Here is a 20349-nt window from a genome sequence, read left to right as displayed (position 1 = left end):
GGCAACGTGCGTGTGCCGCTGCGGCGATGGCGGCGTGTCCGGCATCGCTTGCAAGCGCGGGCCGCGCTGCGCCATCGATTACCAGGCGCGGATTTCCGGCCCGATGATGGACCGCATCGATTTGCAGATTGATGTCCCGGCGGTCAGCGCCGCCGACCTCGCCCTGCCCCCGCCCGCCGAGGGCTCGGCCGAGGTCGCCGCCCGCGTGGCCGCCGCCCGCTCCGCCCAGCTTTCACGCGGAGAGGGCGAGGAAGGCGGACACACCAATGCGGATATCACCACCGCCATGGTCGAACAGGTCGCCGCCCCGGACGAGGCGGGCCGCGCGCTCCTGGCCAAGGCCGCCGAGAAGATGAAGCTCAGCGCCCGCGCCTATCACCGCACCCTGCGCGTGGCCCGCACCATCGCCGATCTCGATGGCGCGGATTCGGTCCGCCGCGTCCACATCGCCGAAGCCCTCAGCCACCGCCGCACCCCGCCCGAAAGCTATGCGGGGCAGACGGGAAGCCGCTTTGAGGGCGCGAAGCATGGATGATTATTACGTTGCAGAAGCGCCTTCATTAAAAAGAAGGATGTACATTTGTGAAGAAAGGGAAGGCCCCTTAACAGGCAAGCCAAATGTTGTAAGCGGATGGCAGTTCGTTGTTGAAGAATTTGACGATAACGGAAAACCGCGACCCTTATGGGATGCATGGGAAGAGCACTATCATGAGATTATCCGCTATCCAGAGGCATATGCCCCGAAGGATATAATCTGGAAAAGGAACGGCACTGACGAGGTCGTCGACATATACGACAACCCGTATGTAAAGGACGGTGAATAAGTCCTCATACGTTTATGTTCTTCGCGCACCCCGCCGGAAAGCTACGCGGGGCAAGTGAACAGCCGCGCCGCGTCTGCCCGCTAGTCGGCGCCGGTTTTCCAGAAGGGCGTGGCGGCGATTTCCAGTGACTCGTAGTGTTGGATTTCGGTGATTTTCACGCTCGCCTTTTTCGCTTCGCCCACGGTCAGGACGGGTTTGGCGAGGGTCTGTTCGGCCTGCCCCTCGCCGCGCTTCAGCTCGAATTCCAGATTGGCGGTGTCTTCGTCACGGCTGCCGGTAATCAGCAGCGTCTGCGGCGGTCCCTCGGCCAGGCTGACATCCAGCATGGACGTTTCGCCCTCGGTCAGCCGCACCTGCGTCTCCCAGCTCCGCGAGGCTTTCGTCTCGCCCGACAGGTCATAGGCCAGCGTGACTTCAAGCATCAGGCTGATCTGATCGCCCGGCGCCGCGGCGGCGGAGCCGGTGTGAAGCATCAATGCGGTGAGGGTGGCGAGGAAGAGTTTCATCAGGACCGGCTCCGTCATTTCCAAACGTCGAACGCTTGTATCGGAAACTATAACGCGCTGATGACGAATTCTTGCAAGCTTTAGCGCGTTTCCCGCTCCAGAACCGGTCCGAGCGCCGCTTTCAGCGGGTCCAGCCAGGGTTCGAAATGGCGCCATTGTTCGACGCCCTTGCGGTTGATCGGCTGGCGTACCTGTTCGGAGCTGGCGGTGCGCACCGCGCGGTCGGTTTCGTGGAAATTCACGCAGCGTAGCCAGCCCTAATTTTCAACTCATTCCCCGGATGAATACTAATAGGTTATGCGCAAGCGGCGATTTGTGTAGCGGAGAACGGGCAAATGACATTCTCACGAAATCTGATCATCTCTTTCCTGGGGTTAGGTGCGCTACAATCTGCGTGTTTTGCAAAAGCCCTAGCCCATGAAGCTTATAGCTTCGGACAAGACGATCGCGGCGTGTGGTCACCCATCATTGTTGATGATCTATCGAAATATTTGAATGTAAGTAAGGTCAAATGCTCCGCGAAGCGTGCTGAAATCGATGTGATTTGGAATTCACAGAGCGGGGATTGGGCTGCGTTCGATCAGTATAGCTCGAAGGGGAGTTTCTTCATTCGTATGATTCGGTTCGCTCAATTCGAGGATACAATCCAGATTGTTAAAGAAGAGCCCGAATCGAAACCGGCAATAAAGGTCGGAGAAGATGTGAAGCAGTATCAATACCTTATAAATGAACTAAAAATTTGGGCCGATCTAAGTGACATTCCTTTTGCCGTCCCGGACTGTGCAACGCAGGCATTCCAAGGCCGATGGTCTGTCTGGCAACAGAGATAAGCTTCCTGATGAACGACTGTGGATCTCATTATCAGATGTATTGATCACCTGCTGCGCGTTTCCCGCTCTAGAACCGGCCCCAGCGCCGCTTTCAGCGGGTCCAGCCAGGGTTCGAAATGGCGCCATTGTTCCATGCCCTTGCGGTTGATCGGCTGGCGCACCTGTTCGGAGCTGGCGGTGCGGACCGCGCGGTCGGTCTCGTGGAAATTGACGCAAGCCTCCTCGAACTCCAGGCCGCAGAAATCGAGGATGCGGCGGACCTGGCCTTCCAGATCGTCGACCACGTCCTCGTAACGCACGCGCAGGATTTCGCCGGGCGCGGCTTCGTCCCAGTGGTCCATCAGCTCGACATAGCCGCGATAATAGCGGCCGATCTCGTCGAGGCCGTAGGTGAATTCCTGCCCTTCCGCGAAGAGCTGTTTGAAGCCGGAGAAGCAGCACGCCATCGGGTCGCGGCGCGCGTCGATGATCCTGGCGTTCGGCAGGATCAGGCGGATCAGGCCGATATGCCGGAAATTATTGGGCATCTTGTCGGTGAAGAAGGGCGCGCCTTCGCGGTAGATGCGCGTGTCCTCGATATATTTCTGGCCCAGCTCTTCCAGTTGTTCGGCTGACAGCTCGGCTAGGATGCCCGGATAGCGCGGCTCATCCGTCACTTTCCGGCGTCCGTTCAGTCGGTGCGCCAGCGCCAGGATGTTGGGCAGCTCCAGCGTCCCGTCCACCTGAGAGTGGGAGGCCAAAATTTGCTCCAGTAGCGTCGATCCGGCGCGCGGCAGGCCGACGATGAAGATCGGGTCCGGCGCGTCCGCGCCCATGCCGGCCTTGTCTGCAAACAGCTCCGCCGGGCATGCGGCCTTTTGGCGGGCGAACTCGGCCTCGGTATCCTCGGCCTTGTAGCGGGTCTGGCGTTTCTTCAGCGCGTTGCCGCGCTCGTAGAATTTGAAGGATTGTTCGTAATCGCCGCGGTCCTCGTAAGCCTTGCCCAGCGCAAAGCAGAGATGAAAGCGGTCTTCCAGCGCGATCCCGGCGGCGTCTTCCTGCGCCTGCATCGCGGCCAGTTCGTCATCGCCGAAGCGATAGGTCTTGAGATTGGCAAGGCTCCAATAGGCGTCGCCAAAGTCCGGCTTGGCTGTGTGGGCGCCGCGATAGGCCTCGATGGCCTCGTCCTGCCGCCCGACCGTTTTCAGGGCGTGGCCACGGGCGAGGTGGATTTGCGGATTGTCCGGCATGGCGGTCAGCACCGCGTCATAGGTCCCCAGCGCGGCGTCATAATCGCCCACCGCCATCGCCTGATTGGCGTAGAGAGACTTGAAGGCCGGATTGTCCGGGTCGGTGCGCAGAAGGATTTTCGCCTGCTCCAGAGCCTCGGCGTATTTCTGCCGCTTGTGCAGCGCCTCGACATAATCGATGCGGGCGAGAACGAAATCCGGATCGAAGTCCAGCGCGCTTTCCAGCAGGAATTCGGCGTCGTCCAGAACGCCCAGTCTCAGCCCCAGCTGGGCCAGCAGGCGCATGGCTTCCAGATGGTGCGGATGCTTCTGCAGGAAGGCGCGGCACAGCTGCTCGGCCTTCATCAGCCTGCCTTCGTGCATGAAGCTGGTGACCGAGACCAGCTCCGGCGGCAAGGCGGAGAGGCGCTGGAACTGGGCTTGTGCGCGTTCCGCCGCATCGCCTTGTCCGGTTTCACGGTAGAGTTCGGCGAGCGCCTTCCAGCTGGCCCCGAGGCCCGGATTGCCCTGCACCGCCTGTTCATAGGCGGCGAGGGCCGCTTCTGTCTCGCCGGCCTCGCGCCGCATATGGCCTTCTTCCTGAAAGGCGCGGCCATAGCCGGGGCGGGCGTTTTTCAGACGGTCCAGCGTTTCCTGCGCCGCGCCGGGCTGTTTCAGGTAACGCCGGCAGACGGCAAGGATATAAAGCGCCTCTGCGTGATCGGCTTCGCGGGCAAGGGCTGTTTCCGCCGCCTGAGCGGCCTGTTCCGGCCGGCCCTGTTGCAGCAGGGCCTTGGCCTGGATCACCGCGCTTTCGGCGTCATTGGCGGCGTCGGTTGCCATGGGCGGTCAAATCCTCGTCTGCGCTGGAAAAAGTGTGCTCATAAAAGAAGGGGCGACCCTAGCGGATCGCCCCTCCCGAGGTTAAGCCCTTCGGCCGTTGCGGCTCCTAGTAGTCGTAGGAGACGCGCAGTCCGACGGTGCGCGGACGGTTCGTCGTGATCCGGCGAATATCGTCCTGCGTGTTGATGAACAGCTCGGCGCGTTCGTCCCAGACATTCTCGACAAAGATCTGGGCCTGCCAGTTATCCTTGCCGATGCCCGCGGAGAGATCACCCGTGGAGTAGCTGTCCTGTTTCTCGCGGACATCCGCGAGCAGGGAGGAGAAGCTGTCCCCGGCGTACTGGACCGCGCCCTGCGCGAACAGGTCGTAATCGCCCATCATCCACTCGTAACGCGCCCGGAGCGTGCCCTGGAACTCTGGCACCAGCGGCAGCTGGCTGCCGACCGGGGCCAGTTCGGCGATCTGCGCCTTGACGTTGGTCAGTTCCGTATCGTTGTACGAGAACGCGCCGTTCAGGGTCAGGTTCGCCGTCGGCATCCAGGTGATGTCGCCCTCGACGCCGAAGATTTCGGAGTCGGCGGCGTTTTCGATGAAGGTCAGGATCGACACGTTCTGCGGGTCAAACCGCGAAACCTGCATGTCCGACCATTCGATGAAATAGGCGCTGCCGTTGAACTGCACCGTGTTGTCCAGGAACCGGGTTTTCCAGCCCAGCTCGTAATTCACGACATCGTCGGTGGTGTAGAAGGTGTCCACGGTCGGGAAGGTGGGATTGACCGAGGCCAGACCGCCGCCGCGGTTGAAGCCGCCCGGACGGAAGCCTTCCGAATAGGTGCCGTAGAACAGCAGGTCCTGCGTCGGCGTCCAGGCGAGGTTCAGGCGGTAGATTTCGCCATTCAGCTCGCGCGGTTCCGGGGTGTGGCCGCCGGAGACGTCATAGTCGCGGCCCAGATCCAGATCGGTCACGCCATTGGCCGGATCGCCCTGGAAGATGCCGGTCGCGAAGTTGGACGAGCCGGTATAGTCCAGATCGAAATTATACCGGCGCGCCCCGACAGAGGCGGTCAGCGTGTTCGGGATCAGGTCGAACGAGAATTCGCCAAAGAAGGCCAGCTGTTCTTCCGTGCGCGTGATGTCGTTGAAGAACGCCACGCCCGGCGCCCGGGTCTGGTCGTTGATGTTGTTCGCCGCCTCGATCGGACCGTTGCGGACGAAGCCGAGATCAGGGGTGGCCAGGTACAGGAAGTCGTCCTGGGTCTCGATTTCGAAATCGTCATAGAAAACGCCCGCCGTCACGCGCCAGCGATTCTCTTCCGGCGTGTTGAAGCGGAATTCATGCGTATTCCGGGAGTGCTCCTGAAACACTTTCGCGCCCTTGACCGGGTCCAGGCATTCGCGGCCGCCCGGCGTGATGAAGCGCGGATCGATCCCGTAATTCACGACATAGTCGGGATTCGAATAGGTGCAGGTGTAGTAGGAAACGAAGGCGCCGGAATTATTGTAGCCGGTATAGTCGATCGACTGATTGACCTCACGGTCCAGATACGCGCCGGTATAGACCAGATCCAGCATGCCCAGACGGCCGTTCAGCGTCCAGGACGTCTGGTTGAACTTGTCGTCCAGCTCGTCCGGGAAGAAGCGGGTCACGTCCAGATCGCCGACATCGGGGTCGTAGTCGAACACGCCGTCCGCGCCCAGCTTCTGGCGGGTGTGCTGGACCAGCAGGTCCCAGTCCGGATTGATGTTCCAGGCCAGGCTCAGCCGCGCGCCCTGATAGAAGCTGTCATTGAAGTCTTCTTCGGCCAGGTCGGTGTTGACCGCGGTCTCGTAATAAACCGCGTCCGGCGTGGCGGTGGACAGCGGGTTGATCGAGGGATCGGTGGTGAACGTGCCGGGCACGTTGTCGATATAGCCGCCCTGGTTGATGTCGTAGAACGCGGCGCGGAAGGCCAGCTTGTCCTCGACGACCGGGATGTTCACATAGGCCTCGATGCCGTTCGACATCTCGCCGTCCTTGGTGAAGGACATGGAGGCGTCGAAACCGGCGCCGAATTCGTCGAATTGCGGCTTGTTGGTGATCAGGCGGATCGTGCCGGCCTGCGAGGACGCGCCATAGAGCGTGCCCTGCGGTCCGGGCAGGACTTCGATCCGCTCAAGGTCGGTGGCGTAAACGTCCAGATTCCGGCCCGGCGCGGTGACCGGCTGTTCGTCCAGATAAAGGGCGACGTTGGGCGGGGAGCCCTGCGCGCCGGACAGCTGAACGCCGATCGGTTGCACGGCCATGCCGCGGATATAGACGGTGTTCTGGCCCGGGCCGCGGCCCGCGAACGTCACGTTCGGCAGCTGGCGGACATAATCGGTGAAATTGCCGATATTCAGTTCGTCGAGCGCCTCCTCGTCGACGGCCTGAACCGTGACCGGGATGGACTGGGCGGTGGCGGTCCGCTTGGTCGCCGTGACGGTAATCTCGTCAATCTGGGCGTGGGCGGCGCCGGCCGTCATGGCGACGGCGGTGGCCGAAAGAATTGTGGTTGCAAGTGCGCGTTGCTTCAGCATGAGCGTTTGATCAGCCCCCTTTTCGCGGTTCTGGATTTTGAATTGACGCTGCCTCAGGACGGCGTGGCGCGGGGCGGTTCTGGCCGGGGCCCGCGCGTTTGAACGAGGTCCGGATCACTCGGAAAATCAGGAGTCCGGACATCGCGTCGACCTCTCGGCCAACGCGGCGCGGTATACGGCAAAACCCTTTGAACTCAAACGGTGTGCGCGCCGGTGCGCAGGCGTTTATCACGCGAAGCCGGCGCGGGCGTGCAGGGGGCATTCCCGCCACGGGCGCGGCTTATCATAAATTAATTGTTTATGATCAAGGCTTTATATATCAAAAGGATAAAAGCGCCGCGTCATGCGCCTTGCGTTGGTGCAATATTGCAACACCGTTTGATGTTTTCATTTCTAAACGCTGCGGGCGCAGTTGACGCGCGCGTCAATCAAGGTGCCGCTATTTGCGGGCGATATCGCCGACCTCCAGGAACGGTGCGGCGTCCAGATCTTCCGCGTCCATCATGGCGGCGATGCGTTGCAGGGATGCGACCAGCATGTGGCGCTCCCAGCTCTCCAGCGTATTGAGACGCGACAGGAAACCCGCCTGAAGCAGTTCCGGCGCCTCGGCGGCGCAGGCGGCGCCGCTCTCCGTCAGCGCCACCGTGACCACGCGGCGGTCGCTTCCCGTGCGGGAGCGCGTGACCAGCTCCGCCTTTCCCAGACGGTCGAGAATCGTGGTCACCGTCGCCTGGCTGAGCGAGACCTGACGCGCCAGCGCGCTGGCCGGCATGGGGCCCTGGCGGCGCAGGGTCTGGATGACAACAAGCTGGGGCGCGGTGAGCCCGGTTTCCTTGAGAAGCTGGCGGGAGCGGAGATCGATGGCGCGCGTGATCCGTCTGAGCGCGATCAGGATATCGTCATGGTCGGCCATGTTTGCCGGTCCTCCTCCAGCGGCGCGGCGGCGCCCGCCCGCCGCCGATATCGTCACGCCGGCGCGCCGGGTTCAAGACGCGAGGGGGCGGATGGGAGCGATATTTTAACTTCCCGCCGTCACCTTCCACCGCGATTTCGCGCAAATCTGCGGCTCAAGGGACGGAACGGCGTTGGCGGACCGGGATCAGGATCAGAAAATCAGGGACGCGGACGCCCGGCGCGCCACGCGCCTGTTCCTGTCGGCCGTCACGCATGAGCTGCGCACGCCGCTGAACGGCATACTGGGCATGACGGAGCTGCTGGAAGGCAGCGGCCTGAAGCCGGACCAGCAGGAATACGCCGCCGCGATACGCGAATCCGGCAAGCACCTGCTCAATCTGGTCAATGATATTCTGGACATCTCCAAGCTGGAGGCCGAAGGCGTGGCGCTGGAGACCACGGATTTCGACCCGGCGCGGCTGGCCCGGTCCGCCGTGGAGCTTCTCGCGCCGCAAGCCGCGGAAAAGGGGCTGGAGCTGGCGGTGATCATCGATCCCGGTCTTCCGGCTGTCGTCACCGCCGATGAGGGGCGGCTGCGGCAGGTCCTGCTGAATATTCTGGGCAATGCGGTGAAATTCACCGAGCGCGGCGGCGCCCTGCTGCGCGCCTCCGCCGAACAGTCCGAAGGCCGGACAGTGCTGGAGTTCATCGTTTCGGACACCGGGGCGGGCGCATCCGAAGCTATCCGGGAATCCATATTCGACGGCTATTCGACGCCGGGTTCCGGGGCCACGGCGGGCGACGCCGCGCCAAGCCTTGGCCTTGCCATCGCGCGCCGCCTGATCGCGGCCATGGGCGGCGAACTGACGCTGGAGGACGGCGCGCTGGGCGGCGCCACGTTCCGCGCCCGCCTGCCCGTCGCCGGGGCGATCCGCCGGAAGAGTTTCGAACCGCCCGTCCCGACCAATCTGATCGTGGCCTCGCGCTCGGCCATCGTGCGCGAGGCGCTGGGCGAACAGATTCGCCATCTGGGCGGCCGCGTGCGCACGGTGATGACGCGGGTGGAGGCGCGCAAGGCGGTACAGGAGGACCGCGGCGCGACGCTGCTGATCGATGCGTCCTGGGCCGGGGATGGCGAGGAAGCGGTGGGGCGGGCGCGCCGCGCCGTGGCGCTGCTCTCGCCCGCAGAGCGCGAGCAGATTTCCGGACTGACCGATCGCGGCTTCGCGGGCTATCTGATCAAGCCGGTGCGCCCGGAATCTCTGGATTCCATCATCCGGGGCGCGCTTTCCAAACGCCGCCGGCAGTCACCGCCGGCGCAGACGCCCGCCGCCCCGCAAGCGCCGCAGGCCGAACCCGCCGCGCCCGTAGCGGCTCCGTCCCCGGCGGTCCCGGTGGCGGACGCCCCGCCGGACAAGCTGAAAATCCTGATGGCCGAGGATAACCAGATCAATGCGCTTCTGGCCCGCACCACCCTGACCGACGCGGGTTACGAGGTGGAGGTCGTGGGCGACGGCGCGGCGGCGGTGGAGGCCGCGCAAGCCGAGCGGTTCGACCTGATCCTGATGGATATGCGCATGCCGGGCTTGGACGGGATGGAGGCCGCGCGCCGCATCCGCGCGCTGGGCCCGCCGGTTTCCGAGACCCCGATCATCGCGCTGACTGCCAATGACGACGCGCAGGACCGGCAGGCCTGCCTGGACGCCGGCATGGACGCCTTCTTCACCAAGCCGATGGAACAGGCGCGTCTGCGCCGTCTCGCCAAACGCTGGACGGAAAAGCCGAAGCAGGCGAAGGTGGGCTGACCCCTCCAACGTTTTGCGGAAAATGCCTCGATGACTGACAGAGCCGCCGAAGAACAGCGGTCAATGCGCGACGCGGTCCGCGTCTATCTGACGCCGGTCATGCTCTCCATGCTGGTGCTGGGCTTCGCCTCCGGCCTGCCGCTCTACATGGTGTTCCAGAAACTGTCCTTCTGGCTGCGCGATGCGGGGATCGACCGCTCGACCATTGGCTTCTTCTACTGGGTCACCCTGTCCTACACGCTGAAATTCCTCTGGGCGCCGGTCGTGGACCGGGTGCGGGTGCCGTTCCTCTACAGCCTGCTGGGCCCGCGACGGTCCTGGATCGTCACCGCGATCACCGGGACGGTGATCGGCCTGATCATCATTTCGCAAACCGACCCGACGGCCAGCCTGCTGCCGGTCGCTATTGCGGCGCTGCTTCTGGCCTATTCGGGCGCGACGCTGGACGTCGCCATCGACGCCTGGCGCATCGAATCCGCGCCTACGGAAATGCAGGCCAACATGGCGGCGGCCTATTCGCTGGGCTACCGCGTGGCCTATCTGACCTCCGGTCTGGGGCTCGCCATCGCGGGTCTGGCCGACTGGGATATTTCTTTCCTCGCCATGGCCGCGGCGATGGCGATTTCCGCCGGGCTGGTCTTCTTCATGAAGGAGCCGGCGGCGGGCGTCGCCAAGCGCGCGCTGGAGGGCAGTTTCGGCGTGAAAGTGGTGCGCGCCGTGGTGGAGCCGTTCAAGCAGATTCTCGGCCGGCTGGGGCTGTGGTTCGTGCCGGTGATCCTGCTGGTCGCCATCTACCGCCTCAGCGATTTCACCATGGGGGTGATGGCCAGCCCGCTCTATTCCGATATCGGGTTCGACAAGGTGATTGTCGGCAGCGTTCAGGGCGGGCCGGGCCTGGCCGCGACCATTTTCGGCCTGTTTCTGGGGGGCGTCGCTGCTTATCGCTTCGGGCTGATGCGGGCGCTGGTGATTGGCCTGATCATCACCTTCGTGACCAATGGCGCCTATGCCTGGCTGGCAGCCACGGCGGGGTCGGAGGATATCTGGAAACTGACGATGGCGATCGTCGGGGACAATATCGCGGGCGGCTTCGTGACCACGGTCTTCATCGCCTATCTCTCCAGCCTTGTGGATCCGGCGAACGCGGCCACGCAATACGCGCTGCTCAGCTCATTCTACGGTTTCTTCGCCAAGTTCCTGTCCGGGTTCTCCGGCGTGCTGGCGGACGCGGTCGGCTACGTGAACTTCTTCCTGATCACGGCCGCATGGACGTTCCCCGCCGCACTCTTGCTGGCGGTTATAGTCATGCGCGGATCTGTGGCCGCGCAGGGCCGCTTCAAGTTCGATGAACGGCGGCTAGCCGAAGACGAGGACGTCGCGCCCAAGCCGACCTAGCGCGCGCCGGCCAGCGCCGCCTCTTCCGGGTCCTCGCCGTCCAGCGCGCCTTCGCGGGCGGAGATGTCGTAGGCGGCCATGGTCGCCATCATCACGATATCGCTCACCGTCGCGCCCAGCCGGCAGATCTGAACCGGTTTTTCCAGCCCGATCAGAAGCGGCCCCAGAACCTGCGCCCCGCCGGCGGTGGCCAGAAGCTTGGTGGAGATGGACGCCGAGTGGATGGCCGGCATCACCAGCACGTTCGCCGGCTCCGACAGGCGGGAGAACGGATAGGTCTGGCGATGATTGGGGTCCAGCGCGATATCGGCGGACATGTCCCCCTCATACTCGAAATCCACGCCCCGCTCATCGAGGATTCCCGCGGCCTCGCGGATCTTCCATGACCGCTCGCTCGCCGGATTTCCGAAGGAGGAGTACGAGAGAAACGCCACGCGCGGCGGCAGGCCCAGACGCCGCGCCGCGGCGGCGGCCTCTATGGCGATATCAGCCATTTCGCCCGGGGTCGGCAGCTCGATGATATTGGTGTCGGCGATCAAAAGGGTGCGCCCTTTGAGGAGCGCCACGGAAAGGCCGATCACGGTTTCGCCGGGGGCCGGGTCCAGCACCAGACGCACATCGTTCAGCGCCACGTCATAGTTTCGGGTTACGCCCGTCACCATGCCGTCGGCCGCGCCCAGCGCCAGCATGCAGGCCGAAAACACGTTGCGATCATTATTGACCAGGCGCTGGACGTCGCGGCGCAGGAAGCCGTCGCGCTTCAGCCGGTCATAAAGGAAGTCGGTGAATTCCGGATTGCGGTCCGACAGGCGCGCATTCCAGATTTCCAGTCCGCAATCGGCGTCCACGCCGACCAGGCGCATATTCTTCTTCACCTGGTCCTCGCGCCCGATCAGAATGGCCTTGCCCAGCCCGTCCTTCTGGAACGCGAAAGCGGCGCGGATGACGCTGGGCTCTTCGCCCTCGGAAAAGACGATGGTCTTGTTCTCGCTGCGGACCGCGCTCTGCACGCGCTGCAGCAGCGCCGCGGACGGGTCCAGCCGGCGGGCCAGCGCGCGGCGATAGGCGTCCATGTTCTCGATCGGCTTGCGGGCTACGCCCGTATCCATCGCGGCCTGCGCCACATAGGGCGGCACGAAGGAGATCAGGCGCGGATCGAACGGGGTCGGGATGATGTAATCCCGTCCGAAACTGGGGCGTTTGCCGTGATAGGCGGCGGCGACCTCGTCCGGCACGTCCTGCTTGGCGAGTTCCGCCAGCGCGCGGGCGGCGGCGATTTTCATGTCCTCGTTGATCGTCCGGGCGCGCACGTCCAGCGCGCCGCGGAAGATGTAAGGGAAACCGAGGACATTATTGACCTGGTTGGGATAGTCGGACCGCCCGGTCGCCATGATGGCGTCATTGCGCACCTCGGCCACTTCCTCGGGCCGGATCTCGGGATCGGGATTGGCCATGGCGAAGATGATCGGGTTGTCGGCCATGTCCCGCACCATCTCTTTGGTCACGGCTCCGGCGACGGAAAGGCCGATGAAGCAGTCCGCGTCTTTCAGGGCGTCTTCCAGGCTGCGGGCGTCCGTGTCGGTCGCGTGAGCGGCCTTCCACTGGTTCATGCCCTCCTCGCGGCCCTGGAAGATCACGCCCTTGGAGTCGCACAGCAGCGCGTTCTCGCTGCGCAGGCCCATGCCCTGCAGCAGTTCCAGCACTGCGATGCCGGCCGCGCCCGCGCCATTGACCACGACCTTGAGGTCCTTGATTTCGCGCCCCGTCAGTTCGCAGGCGTTCAGGATGCCGGCGGCGGAGATGATGGCCGTGCCGTGCTGGTCGTCATGGAAGACCGGGATATCGAGGGCCTCGCGCAGGCGCTGCTCGATGATGAAGCATTCCGGGCCCTTGATGTCCTCCAGATTGATGCCGCCGAAGCTGTGGCCGAATTTCTCCACGCACTGGACGAATTCGTCGATTTCCTCGGCCTCGATCTCAAGGTCGATGGAATCGACGTCGGCGAAGCGTTTGAACAGGACCGACTTGCCTTCCATCACCGGCTTGGAGGCCATGGCCCCCAGATTGCCGAGGCCCAGAATCGCCGTGCCGTTGGAGACGACCGCCACCATATTGCCCTTGGAGGTGTAGTCGTAGGCGAGGTCCCTGTCCTGCGCGATGGCCTTCACCGGGACCGCGACGCCCGGCGAATAGGCCAGACTCAGGTCGCGCTGGGTCGACATCGGCTTGGTGGGCGTGACCGCCAGCTTTCCGGGCTGGGGCTGTTTGTGGAAATTCAGCGCTTCCTCGTCGGAAAAGGCGCGCGAGTCATCGGCCATGGACTTGGTTTTCCCTCACATCGCATTGCGCCTCAGCGCGCCGCATTCACGGCAAGCCTAGTGAGGCCCTGACAGCGCGACAAGCAGGCCGCTCTTGCGCGATGCACGCGGCGTCTTAGGCTCGCGCTCATGGACGCAGACCGCCCCGCCAAGACCCCGCCTTCCCGTGAGGGCATGACGCCGATGATGGCCCAGTTCCTGGACGTGAAGGAACAGGCCGGGGAGGCACTGCTGTTCTACCGGATGGGCGACTTCTACGAGCTGTTCTTCGAGGACGCGGTGAAAGCCGCCGAAGCGCTGGACATCGCGCTGACCAAGCGCGGCAAGCATCTGGGCGAGGACATTCCGATGTGCGGCGTGCCCGCGGCGACGGCGGAGACCTATCTCTCCCGCCTCATCCGCAAGGGTTTCCGCGTGGCGGTGTGCGAGCAGACCGAGGACCCGAAGGAGGCGAAGAAGCGCGGCTCAAAGGCCGTGGTGCGGCGGGAGATTGTGCGGGTCGTGACGCCGGGCACGCTGACCGAGGATTCGCTGCTGGACGCGCGCAGCGCCAATTATCTCGCCTGCGTCGCGCGGCTGGGCTCGGGCGAAATGGCGATGGCCTGGGCGGATGTATCGACGGGGGAGTTCTGCGCCGCGCCGCTGGAGACCGGCGCGCTGCCGGCCGAACTGGCCGCGCTGGGGCCGAGCGAGGTCATCGCATCGGAGAGCGCCTGCGAGGCGCGCTGGATGAAAGTGGCGATGAGCAATCTGGGCGGGGCGTCCCTGACGCCACTGCCGGACGCCAATTTCTCCGCCGCCGCCGGGGAGCGGCGGCTGAAGGATCATTTCGCGGTCGCGTCGCTGGAGGCGTTCGGCGATTTCACCCGGTCCGAACTGGCGGCGGCGGGGGCGCTGCTGGATTATATGAGCCTGACCCAGGCGGGCGGCGCGCCGGCCCTGGCCGCGCCGCGCCGGGCGGCCTCGGCGGCCTATTTGCGCATCGACCCGGCCACGCGCGCCAGCCTGGAGATCGAGCGCACGATGCGCGGCGACAAGGCAGGATCGCTGCTGCACGCCATCGACCGGACGGTGACGGGGCCCGGCGCGCGCTGTCTGCATAACTGGCTGTCGCGCCCGCTGGTCGACCCGGCGGCGATTTCGGCGCGCCATGACGGGGTGGAGTTTTTCCTCGACCAGTCGGAAATCCGCGCCGATCTGCGCGCCGCGCTGAAAGCCTCGGCCGATCTGGCGCGGGCGCTGTCCCGCCTGCAATTGCAGCGCGGCGGGCCGCGCGATCTGCTCGCCATCGGAACCGCGCTTCGGCAGTGCGAGGAAATCTGCGCGCTGTTCGCGGAGGCGCGTCTGGCGCGGCCGCCGGACTCGGTCGAGGCGGCGCTGTCGCGCATCTCCATCGCCGACAAGCCGCAACTGGCCGAGCTGGCGCGCGATCTCGGCAAGGCGTTCCGTCCCGAACCGCCGCTGCGCTTGTCGGATGGCGGGTTCATCGCCGAGGGCTGGGCCGCGCCGCTGGATGAGGCGCGCAAGCTGAAAGACGAGAGCCGCCGGGTGATCGCCTCCCTGCAGGCCGACTATGCGGACAAGGCCGGGATCAAGGCGCTTAAGGTCAAGCACAACAATGTGCTGGGCTATTTCGTGGAGGTGTCCGCCAAGAACGCCGACGCCATGATGAGCACGCCGCTCTCGGAGACCTTCATCCATCGTCAGACCATGGCGAACGCAGTGCGCTTTTCCACGGTCGAGCTGTCGGAGCTGGAATCGAAGATCGCCGGGGCGGCGGATCGCGCCCAGCGGATCGAGGAAGAGATTTTCCGCGAGTTTTGCGGCCGCGCCGACGGCGAGGCGAATGCCCTGCGCGCCGCAGCGGAAGGGTTGGCCGAGCTGGATGTGTTCGCCGCGCTGGCCGAGGAGGCCGCGCGCACGGACGCGGTGCGTCCCACGGTGGATTCCTCGCTCTGTTTCGAGGTCGATGGCGGACGGCACCCGGTGGTCGAGGCGGCGCTGAAGCGCGAGGGCGAACCCTTCACGCCCAATGACTGCAAGCTGGACGGCGATGCCAAGGACTGCCCGCGCCTGACCTTTGTGACCGGGCCCAACATGGCCGGCAAATCGACCTATCTGCGGCAGAACGCGCTGTTCGTGATCCTGGCGCAGGCCGGGGCCTTCATACCGGCGCGCACAGCCCGGATCGGGGTGGTGGACCGGCTGTTCTCCCGCGTTGGCGCGGCGGACGATCTGGCGCGCGGGCGCTCCACCTTCATGGCGGAGATGATTGAGACCGCGGCGATCCTGAACCAGGCCTCGCCCCGCAGCTTCGTGATCCTGGACGAGATCGGCCGCGGCACGGCGACGTTCGACGGCCTCGCCATCGCCTGGGCCTGCGCGGAGCATTTGCTGCAGGTGAACAAGTCCCGCGCCCTGTTCGCGACCCATTATCACGAACTGACTTCGCTGGCCGAAAGCGGCGGCGAGGTCGCCAATGTTTCCCTGAAAGCGCGGGAATGGCAGGGCGATCTGGTGTTCCTGCACGAGGTCGGGCCCGGCGCGGCGGACCGCTCCTACGGCGTTCAGGTCGCCAAGCTGGCGGGCTTGCCCTCCGCCGCCACGCGCCGGGCCGAGGCGGTGCTGAAACGGCTGGAGTCGGACGGGCCCGGCGAGGCGCTGCGCGAGCTGCCGCTATTCGCCGCCGCCGCGCCCGAGCCGGAACGCGAGAGCGAGGTGGAAAACGCCCTGAAGGAAATCGACCCGGACGCGGTTTCTCCGAAAGAGGCGCTGGAAATTCTCTACCGGCTCAAGCGGCTGGGCGGGGGAGAGACCTGAAATGGGCGATTTCGGCGATACGCTGATCGCGGCGGCGAAGTCCCCGGACGAGCCGCAAACGGAAATCCACGAGCTTCTGAAAACGCGGTTCCAGATGGACCGCGACGCGGCGCTGGCCAGCCTCAATTCCGGCTCCAGATCGTCGCTGGACGTGGCGCGCGCGATGGCCGCGGGCGCCGATACGCTGGTGAAGGGTCTCTATCGCTATGCCGGGGAGGCGCTGCATCCGCCCGACGCGCCGGGGGACGAGGCGGGTTTCGCGGTGATCGCGGTGGGCGGTTACGGGCGCGGCGTGCTGGCTCAGCATTCGGACATCGACCTTCTCTTTCTGCGCTCCACCCACAAGACCGGGCGGGAAGAGAAGATCATCGAGACGATGCTCTACGCGCTGTGGGATCTGCGCCTGAAGGTGGGCCATTCGGCGCGGTTGCTGGACGAGTGCATGTCGCGGGCGCGCGCCGATCACGTGGTGCTGACCTCCATGCTGGATTCGCGGCTGCTGGCCGGGGACGCCGCCCTGTTCGAGACATTCCGAAAGCGCTTGAAGGATGAAGCGATTATCGGGCGTCAGGCGCGCTTCGTCGCTTCCAAGCTGGGCGAGCGCGACGCGCGGCTGGCCCGCGCCGGGGCTTCGCGCTTCATGGTCGAGCCGGACATCAAGGACGGCAAGGGCGGGCTGCGCGACCTGAATACGCTGAGCTGGATCGCGCAGGCCCTGTTCCCTGAGGAGGGGCTGGCGGGCCTACCGGTGCGCGGCCTGCTCAGCGAGGCCGACGCCGAGCGTTATGAAGCGGCGATAGAGTTCCTGTGGACCGTGCGCCTGCATCTGCATGACGCGGCGGGCCGGGCGCAGGAGGTGCTGAGCTTCGACTATCAGCCGGAGCTGGCGGCGCGAATGGGCTATTCCGACGCCACGTTCGAGCCGGCGGTGGAACTGTTCATGCGCGCCTATTTCCGCGTCGCCACCGATGTCGGCGCGCTAGTGCGGGTGGCGAGCGCGCGGCTGGAGGCGCTGCACGCCAAGCGCGCGCCGGAGGGCGTCGCCCGGACCACGCCGCGCCACGCCCGCAAACCGCTTGAGGACGACGCCTATCGCATCGTCGACGGGCGGCTGGCGTTTTCGGATGATGCGGTTGTGGAGGCCCGGCCCCGCCTGTTGCTGGATATCTTTCTTCAGGCCGACCGGCTGGGCGTCGATATCCACCCGGACGCCATCGCCACGGCGCGGGATTCGCTGAACCTGATCGGCGAGACGCTGCGCGCCGATCCCAGGGCGCGGGATATCTTTTTTGCGATCCTGACCGATACGGACGCGCCCGCGGCCATCCTGCGGGTGATGATCGATGCCGGGGTTCTGGGCGTCTATCTGCCGGAGTTCGGGCGGGTGGTCGGGCGCACCCAATTCAATATGTATCACGCCTTCACGGTGGACGAGCACACGATGCGGGCCATCGGCACGCTGGCCGCCATCGAGCGCGGGCGCGAGAGCGAGCGTCACCCGGTTTCCTCGGAAGTCATGCCGACGCTGAAAAACCGCCGGGCGCTGTATCTGGCCATGCTGCTGCACGACACGGGCAAGGCCGGCGGCGACCAGTGCGAGGAGGGCGCCAAGGCGGCGCGCGCGGCCTGCGAGCGCTGGGGGCTGGCGGCGAAGGAGGCGGACCTCATCGTCTGGCTGATCAAACATCATCTGGACATGAGCGATGCGGCGCAGCGCCGGGATCTGGGCGACCCCAAGACAATCGCCGATTTCGCCGATCTGGTGGAAACGCCGGAGCGGCTGGGCCTACTGCTCTGCCTGACGGTCGCCGATATCCGCGCCGTGGCGCCGGGCGTGTGGAATGATTTCAAGGCGGAGCTGCTGCGCGAGCTCTACCGCCTCACCCATTCGGCGCTGAAAAGCCGCAGCGGTGAATCGGCCCAGCGCGCCGAGCATAGTCTTTCCGCCCGCGCGGAGATGCGGCGCGACCGCATCCGCCAGGCGAGCGAAAGCGAGGCGGTGCGCGCTTGGCTGGACGATCTGGAGGACGCCTACTGGCTGGCCTTCAGCCGCGACGCGCTGAACCGGCATGCCGGGTTCGCCGATGCCGTCTGGCTGCAGAACAAGGCCGCCAGCCGCGCCGAAACGATCCGCCAGCGCGGCGCGGTGGAGTTGCTGGTCACCGCCCCTGACCGTCCCGGCCTGTTTGCCGATCTGGCTGCAGCCGTGGCGGCCGAAGGCGCGGACGTGGTGGATGCGCGCATTTTCACGACCGAGTCGGGGCGGGCTTTCGACGTCTTCTATCTGCAGACCCCGCAAGGCGCGCCCTTCGCCGATCAGGCGCCGGACGCGCTGGATCATCTGGAGGCGGTGGTGGTGGCGGCCGCCGAGGGCCGCCCGCCGGAGACCCGTGAGATCGAGCCGCAGGCCCGCGCCCGCGAGGCCGTCTTCGCGGTCGAACCGGAGGTGGATTTCGACGATGAGGCGTCCGAGCGCCATACGGTGATCGAGGTTTCGGGCCGTGACCGCGCCGGCCTGTTGCGCGACCTCGCCCGGGTTCTGGCCGATTGCGGCATGACGGTGGGATCGGCGCATATCGAAAGCCGGGGGGAGCGGGCCGTCGATGTGTTCTACGTCGCCGACGCGAACGGGAATAAGATTACCGGCGAAGCGATTCGCGCCGATCTGGGCGCGCGGCTCTTGAACGCGATGGGGAGGCAGGAAGCCGCCATGGAAGATTCGACCAGCGCGCGCGGCCTGCGCCGCGCCCCCTCCTCGCCCGCGCGATGAGGCTGCTGCGGTCCACCTTCGTCATCGGCGGCTATACGCTGATCAGCCGGATTCTCGGCTTCGTGCGGGAGATGCTGCTGGCGGGCGTGCTGGGCGCCGGGCCGGTGGCGGACATTTTTCTTCTGGCCTTCCGCTTCCCCAACCTGTTCCGCCGCGTCTTTGCCGAGGGCGCGTTCAACGCCGCCTTCGTGCCGCTCTATTCCCGCCGCATCGCCGCGGAGGGACAGGAGGCGGCGGACCGGTTCGCCTCCGATGTTTTGAGCGGGCTGACGCTGGTGGTGGGGGCGCTGACGGTTCTGGCGATCATCGCCATGCCCTGGCTGGCCTATAGTTTCGGTTTCGGCAAGGCGGACGATCCGGAACTGTTCGGCCTGCTGGTGCTCTACACCCAGATCACCATGCCCTATCTGCTGTTCATGTCGCTGACCGCGATGTTCAGCGGCATTCTGAATGCGCGCGACAAATTCGCCGCCGCCGCCGCCGCGCCGATCTTCCTGAATATCGTGCTGGTCGCGATCCTGTGGTTTTCACAGGGCGAGAGCCAGACAGAGACCGCCCTGCGGCTTTCCATCGGTGTGGCCTTGTCGGGTATTCTGCAGGTCGCGCTGGTCTACTGGTCCTGCCGCCGCATGGGGGTGAAGCTGCGCTTTCCCCGGCCGCGCTGGACGCCGGGCGTGAAACGCCTGGTCATGCTAGGCGTGCCGGGCGTGCTTTCAGCCGGGGCGATCCAGATCAATATCGTGGTGTCCTCGGCCATCGCCTCCATCCAGCCGGGGGCCGTATCCTGGCTCTATTACGCCGACCGGCTGTATCAGCTGCCGCTGGGCATGGTGGGAATCGCCATGGGCGTGGCGCTGCTGCCCGCGCTCTCCAAGCGGCTGGGCGCGGACGATGCCGCCGGCGCCAACCAGACCATGAACCGGGCGTTCGAACTGTCCATGCTGCTGACCCTGCCCGCGGCGGTCGCGCTGGCGGTGATCCCGGACTTCCTGATCGGCGCGCTCTATCAGCACGGCGCGTTTACCGAGACCGACGCCCGCAATACGGCGATTGCGGTGTTTATTTTCGCACTCGGCCTGCCGGCCTTCGTGCTGGTGAAGGTTTTCCAGCCGGGCTTCTATGCGCGGGAGAACACCAAGACGCCGATGATCTATGCCGTGATCGCAATGGTCGCCAATGTGGCGATCGGCGCGGGCCTTTTCTTTGGCGGAATGGATTTTGTCGGCCTTGCCATCGGCACGCTGGCCTCTGGCTGGATCAATACGCTGCTGCTTCTGCAACGGCTGGTGCGGGACGGGCTCTATGCGCCCGACAGGCGCCTGTTCGCCCGCTTGCCGCGCATTCTGATCGCGGCGGGCCTGATGGGCGCGGCGCTGTGGTTCGGCGGGCGGGCGCTGTCCCCCTGGCTCAATCAGTCTATCGCCCTGGATATATTGCTGGCGGTCGGTTTGAGCGCGGCAGGGGGAATTGTCTATCTGGTCACGGCGCTGGCTGTGCGGGCGACGCGCACGGCGGACCTGAAAGGCGTGTTTGTGCGGCGCTGACGGGTGTCTTGCGCGCCACCGCCCGCACCGCCATA

Annotated in this window: 13 protein-coding genes and 1 pseudogene; 8 read left to right on the top strand and 6 right to left on the bottom strand. The window is 65.3% G+C overall.

Annotated features, from left to right (window positions below; genetic code table 11):
* Positions 1–13: 13 nt before the first annotated feature.
* Positions 14–535, top strand: a pseudogene (locus tag L338_RS02215) (magnesium chelatase subunit ChlI family protein); the annotation flags it as partial.
* Complete coding sequence (locus tag L338_RS17230) at positions 528–824, top strand: hypothetical protein (RefSeq protein WP_152485785.1); 297 nt, start codon at positions 528–530, stop codon at positions 822–824. The pseudogene L338_RS02215 and the gene L338_RS17230, both read left to right, overlap by 8 nt.
* Before the next feature lie 80 nt (positions 825–904).
* On the opposite strand, the gene L338_RS02210 is transcribed toward L338_RS17230, so the two are convergent.
* Both L338_RS02210 and L338_RS17685 read right to left on the bottom strand, forming a co-directional pair.
* A complete protein-coding gene (locus tag L338_RS02210) occupies positions 905–1330 on the bottom strand; it encodes a hypothetical protein (RefSeq protein ID WP_152485784.1) in 426 nt (141 codons plus the stop codon).
* An 80-nt stretch (positions 1331–1410) separates the two neighbouring features.
* A complete protein-coding gene (locus L338_RS17685; RefSeq protein WP_022696726.1) occupies positions 1411–1572 on the bottom strand; it encodes a hypothetical protein in 162 nt (53 codons plus the stop codon).
* Positions 1573–1665: 93 nt separating this feature from the next.
* Here L338_RS17685 and L338_RS02205 point away from each other — a divergent pair, with 93 nt between their 5' ends.
* Entirely contained in the window at positions 1666–2160 is a 495-nt protein-coding gene (locus L338_RS02205) for a hypothetical protein (RefSeq protein ID WP_022696725.1), read from the top strand.
* 44 nt (positions 2161–2204) lie between these two features.
* Here L338_RS02205 and L338_RS02200 read toward each other — a convergent pair whose 3' ends face one another.
* The 3 genes from L338_RS02200 to L338_RS02190 all read right to left on the bottom strand — a co-directional run bounded on the left by L338_RS02200 (position 2205) and on the right by L338_RS02190 (position 7681).
* A complete protein-coding gene (locus tag L338_RS02200) occupies positions 2205–4211 on the bottom strand; it encodes a tetratricopeptide repeat-containing sulfotransferase family protein (protein WP_022696724.1) in 2007 nt (668 codons plus the stop codon).
* Positions 4212–4317: 106 nt separating this feature from the next.
* The gene (locus tag L338_RS02195) at positions 4318–6768 is read right to left on the bottom strand and encodes a TonB-dependent receptor (protein ID WP_022696723.1); all 2451 of its coding nucleotides are present in this window, start codon (positions 6766–6768) and stop codon (positions 4318–4320) included.
* A gap of 439 nt (positions 6769–7207) precedes the next feature.
* A complete protein-coding gene (locus L338_RS02190; RefSeq protein WP_022696721.1) occupies positions 7208–7681 on the bottom strand; it encodes a MarR family winged helix-turn-helix transcriptional regulator in 474 nt (157 codons plus the stop codon).
* A gap of 172 nt (positions 7682–7853) precedes the next feature.
* Between L338_RS02190 and L338_RS02185 the strand changes: the two genes are divergently transcribed.
* Positions 7854–9467 (top strand): response regulator, encoded by a 1614-nt coding sequence (locus L338_RS02185; RefSeq protein ID WP_022696720.1) that lies wholly within the window; start codon positions 7854–7856, stop codon positions 9465–9467.
* Positions 9468–9497: 30 nt separating this feature from the next.
* Complete coding sequence (locus L338_RS02180; RefSeq protein WP_022696719.1) at positions 9498–10862, top strand: AmpG family muropeptide MFS transporter; 1365 nt, start codon at positions 9498–9500, stop codon at positions 10860–10862.
* Here L338_RS02180 and L338_RS02175 read toward each other — a convergent pair.
* Positions 10859–13180, bottom strand: a complete 2322-nt coding sequence (locus tag L338_RS02175; RefSeq protein WP_022696718.1) for an NADP-dependent malic enzyme — start codon at positions 13178–13180, stop codon at positions 10859–10861. The genes L338_RS02180 and L338_RS02175 overlap by 4 nt on opposite strands.
* 129 nt (positions 13181–13309) lie before the next feature.
* Here L338_RS02175 and mutS point away from each other — a divergent pair, with 129 nt between their 5' ends.
* From mutS to murJ, 3 genes are read left to right on the top strand one after another with little or no spacing between them, the layout of a single operon-like run.
* Positions 13310–16000: a DNA mismatch repair protein MutS gene (gene mutS / locus L338_RS02170; protein ID WP_022696717.1), complete on the top strand. Its 2691-nt coding sequence runs from the start codon at positions 13310–13312 to the stop codon at positions 15998–16000.
* A gap of 1 nt (position 16001) precedes the next feature.
* Positions 16002–18770: a [protein-PII] uridylyltransferase gene (locus tag L338_RS02165; protein ID WP_022696716.1), complete on the top strand. Its 2769-nt coding sequence runs from the start codon at positions 16002–16004 to the stop codon at positions 18768–18770.
* On the top strand, positions 18767–20314 hold the full coding sequence (murJ, locus tag L338_RS02160; protein ID WP_022696715.1) for a murein biosynthesis integral membrane protein MurJ: 1548 nt from the start codon (positions 18767–18769) through the stop codon (positions 20312–20314). The genes L338_RS02165 and murJ overlap by 4 nt, the downstream gene beginning before the upstream one ends.
* Positions 20315–20349: the final 35 nt, after the last annotated feature.

It is taken from the genome of Euryhalocaulis caribicus (assembly GCF_000412185.1).
Classification (GTDB): Bacteria; Pseudomonadota; Alphaproteobacteria; order Caulobacterales; family Maricaulaceae; genus Euryhalocaulis; species Euryhalocaulis caribicus.
Note: the sequence above shows the minus strand (reverse complement) of the source record. Positions and strands in the feature narration are given on the sequence as shown.

Excerpts from the sequence above, each read along its gene's own strand:
- L338_RS02180 (WP_022696719.1), top strand. The coding sequence starts at position 9,498 with ATGACTGACAGAGCCGCCGAAGAACAGCGGTCAATGCGCGACGCGGTC.
- L338_RS02210 (WP_152485784.1), bottom strand. The coding sequence starts at position 1,330 with ATGAAACTCTTCCTCGCCACCCTCACCGCATTGATGCTTCACACCGGC.
- L338_RS02200 (WP_022696724.1), bottom strand. The coding sequence starts at position 4,211 with ATGGCAACCGACGCCGCCAATGACGCCGAAAGCGCGGTGATCCAGGCC.
- L338_RS02205 (WP_022696725.1), top strand. The coding sequence starts at position 1,666 with ATGACATTCTCACGAAATCTGATCATCTCTTTCCTGGGGTTAGGTGCG.
- L338_RS02175 (WP_022696718.1), bottom strand. The coding sequence starts at position 13,180 with ATGGCCGATGACTCGCGCGCCTTTTCCGACGAGGAAGCGCTGAATTTC.
- murJ (WP_022696715.1), top strand. The coding sequence starts at position 18,767 with ATGAGGCTGCTGCGGTCCACCTTCGTCATCGGCGGCTATACGCTGATC.
- mutS (WP_022696717.1), top strand. The coding sequence starts at position 13,310 with ATGGACGCAGACCGCCCCGCCAAGACCCCGCCTTCCCGTGAGGGCATG.
- L338_RS02165 (WP_022696716.1), top strand. The coding sequence starts at position 16,002 with ATGGGCGATTTCGGCGATACGCTGATCGCGGCGGCGAAGTCCCCGGAC.
- L338_RS17230 (WP_152485785.1), top strand. The coding sequence starts at position 528 with ATGGATGATTATTACGTTGCAGAAGCGCCTTCATTAAAAAGAAGGATG.
- L338_RS02195 (WP_022696723.1), bottom strand. The coding sequence starts at position 6,768 with ATGCTGAAGCAACGCGCACTTGCAACCACAATTCTTTCGGCCACCGCC.
- L338_RS02190 (WP_022696721.1), bottom strand. The coding sequence starts at position 7,681 with ATGGCCGACCATGACGATATCCTGATCGCGCTCAGACGGATCACGCGC.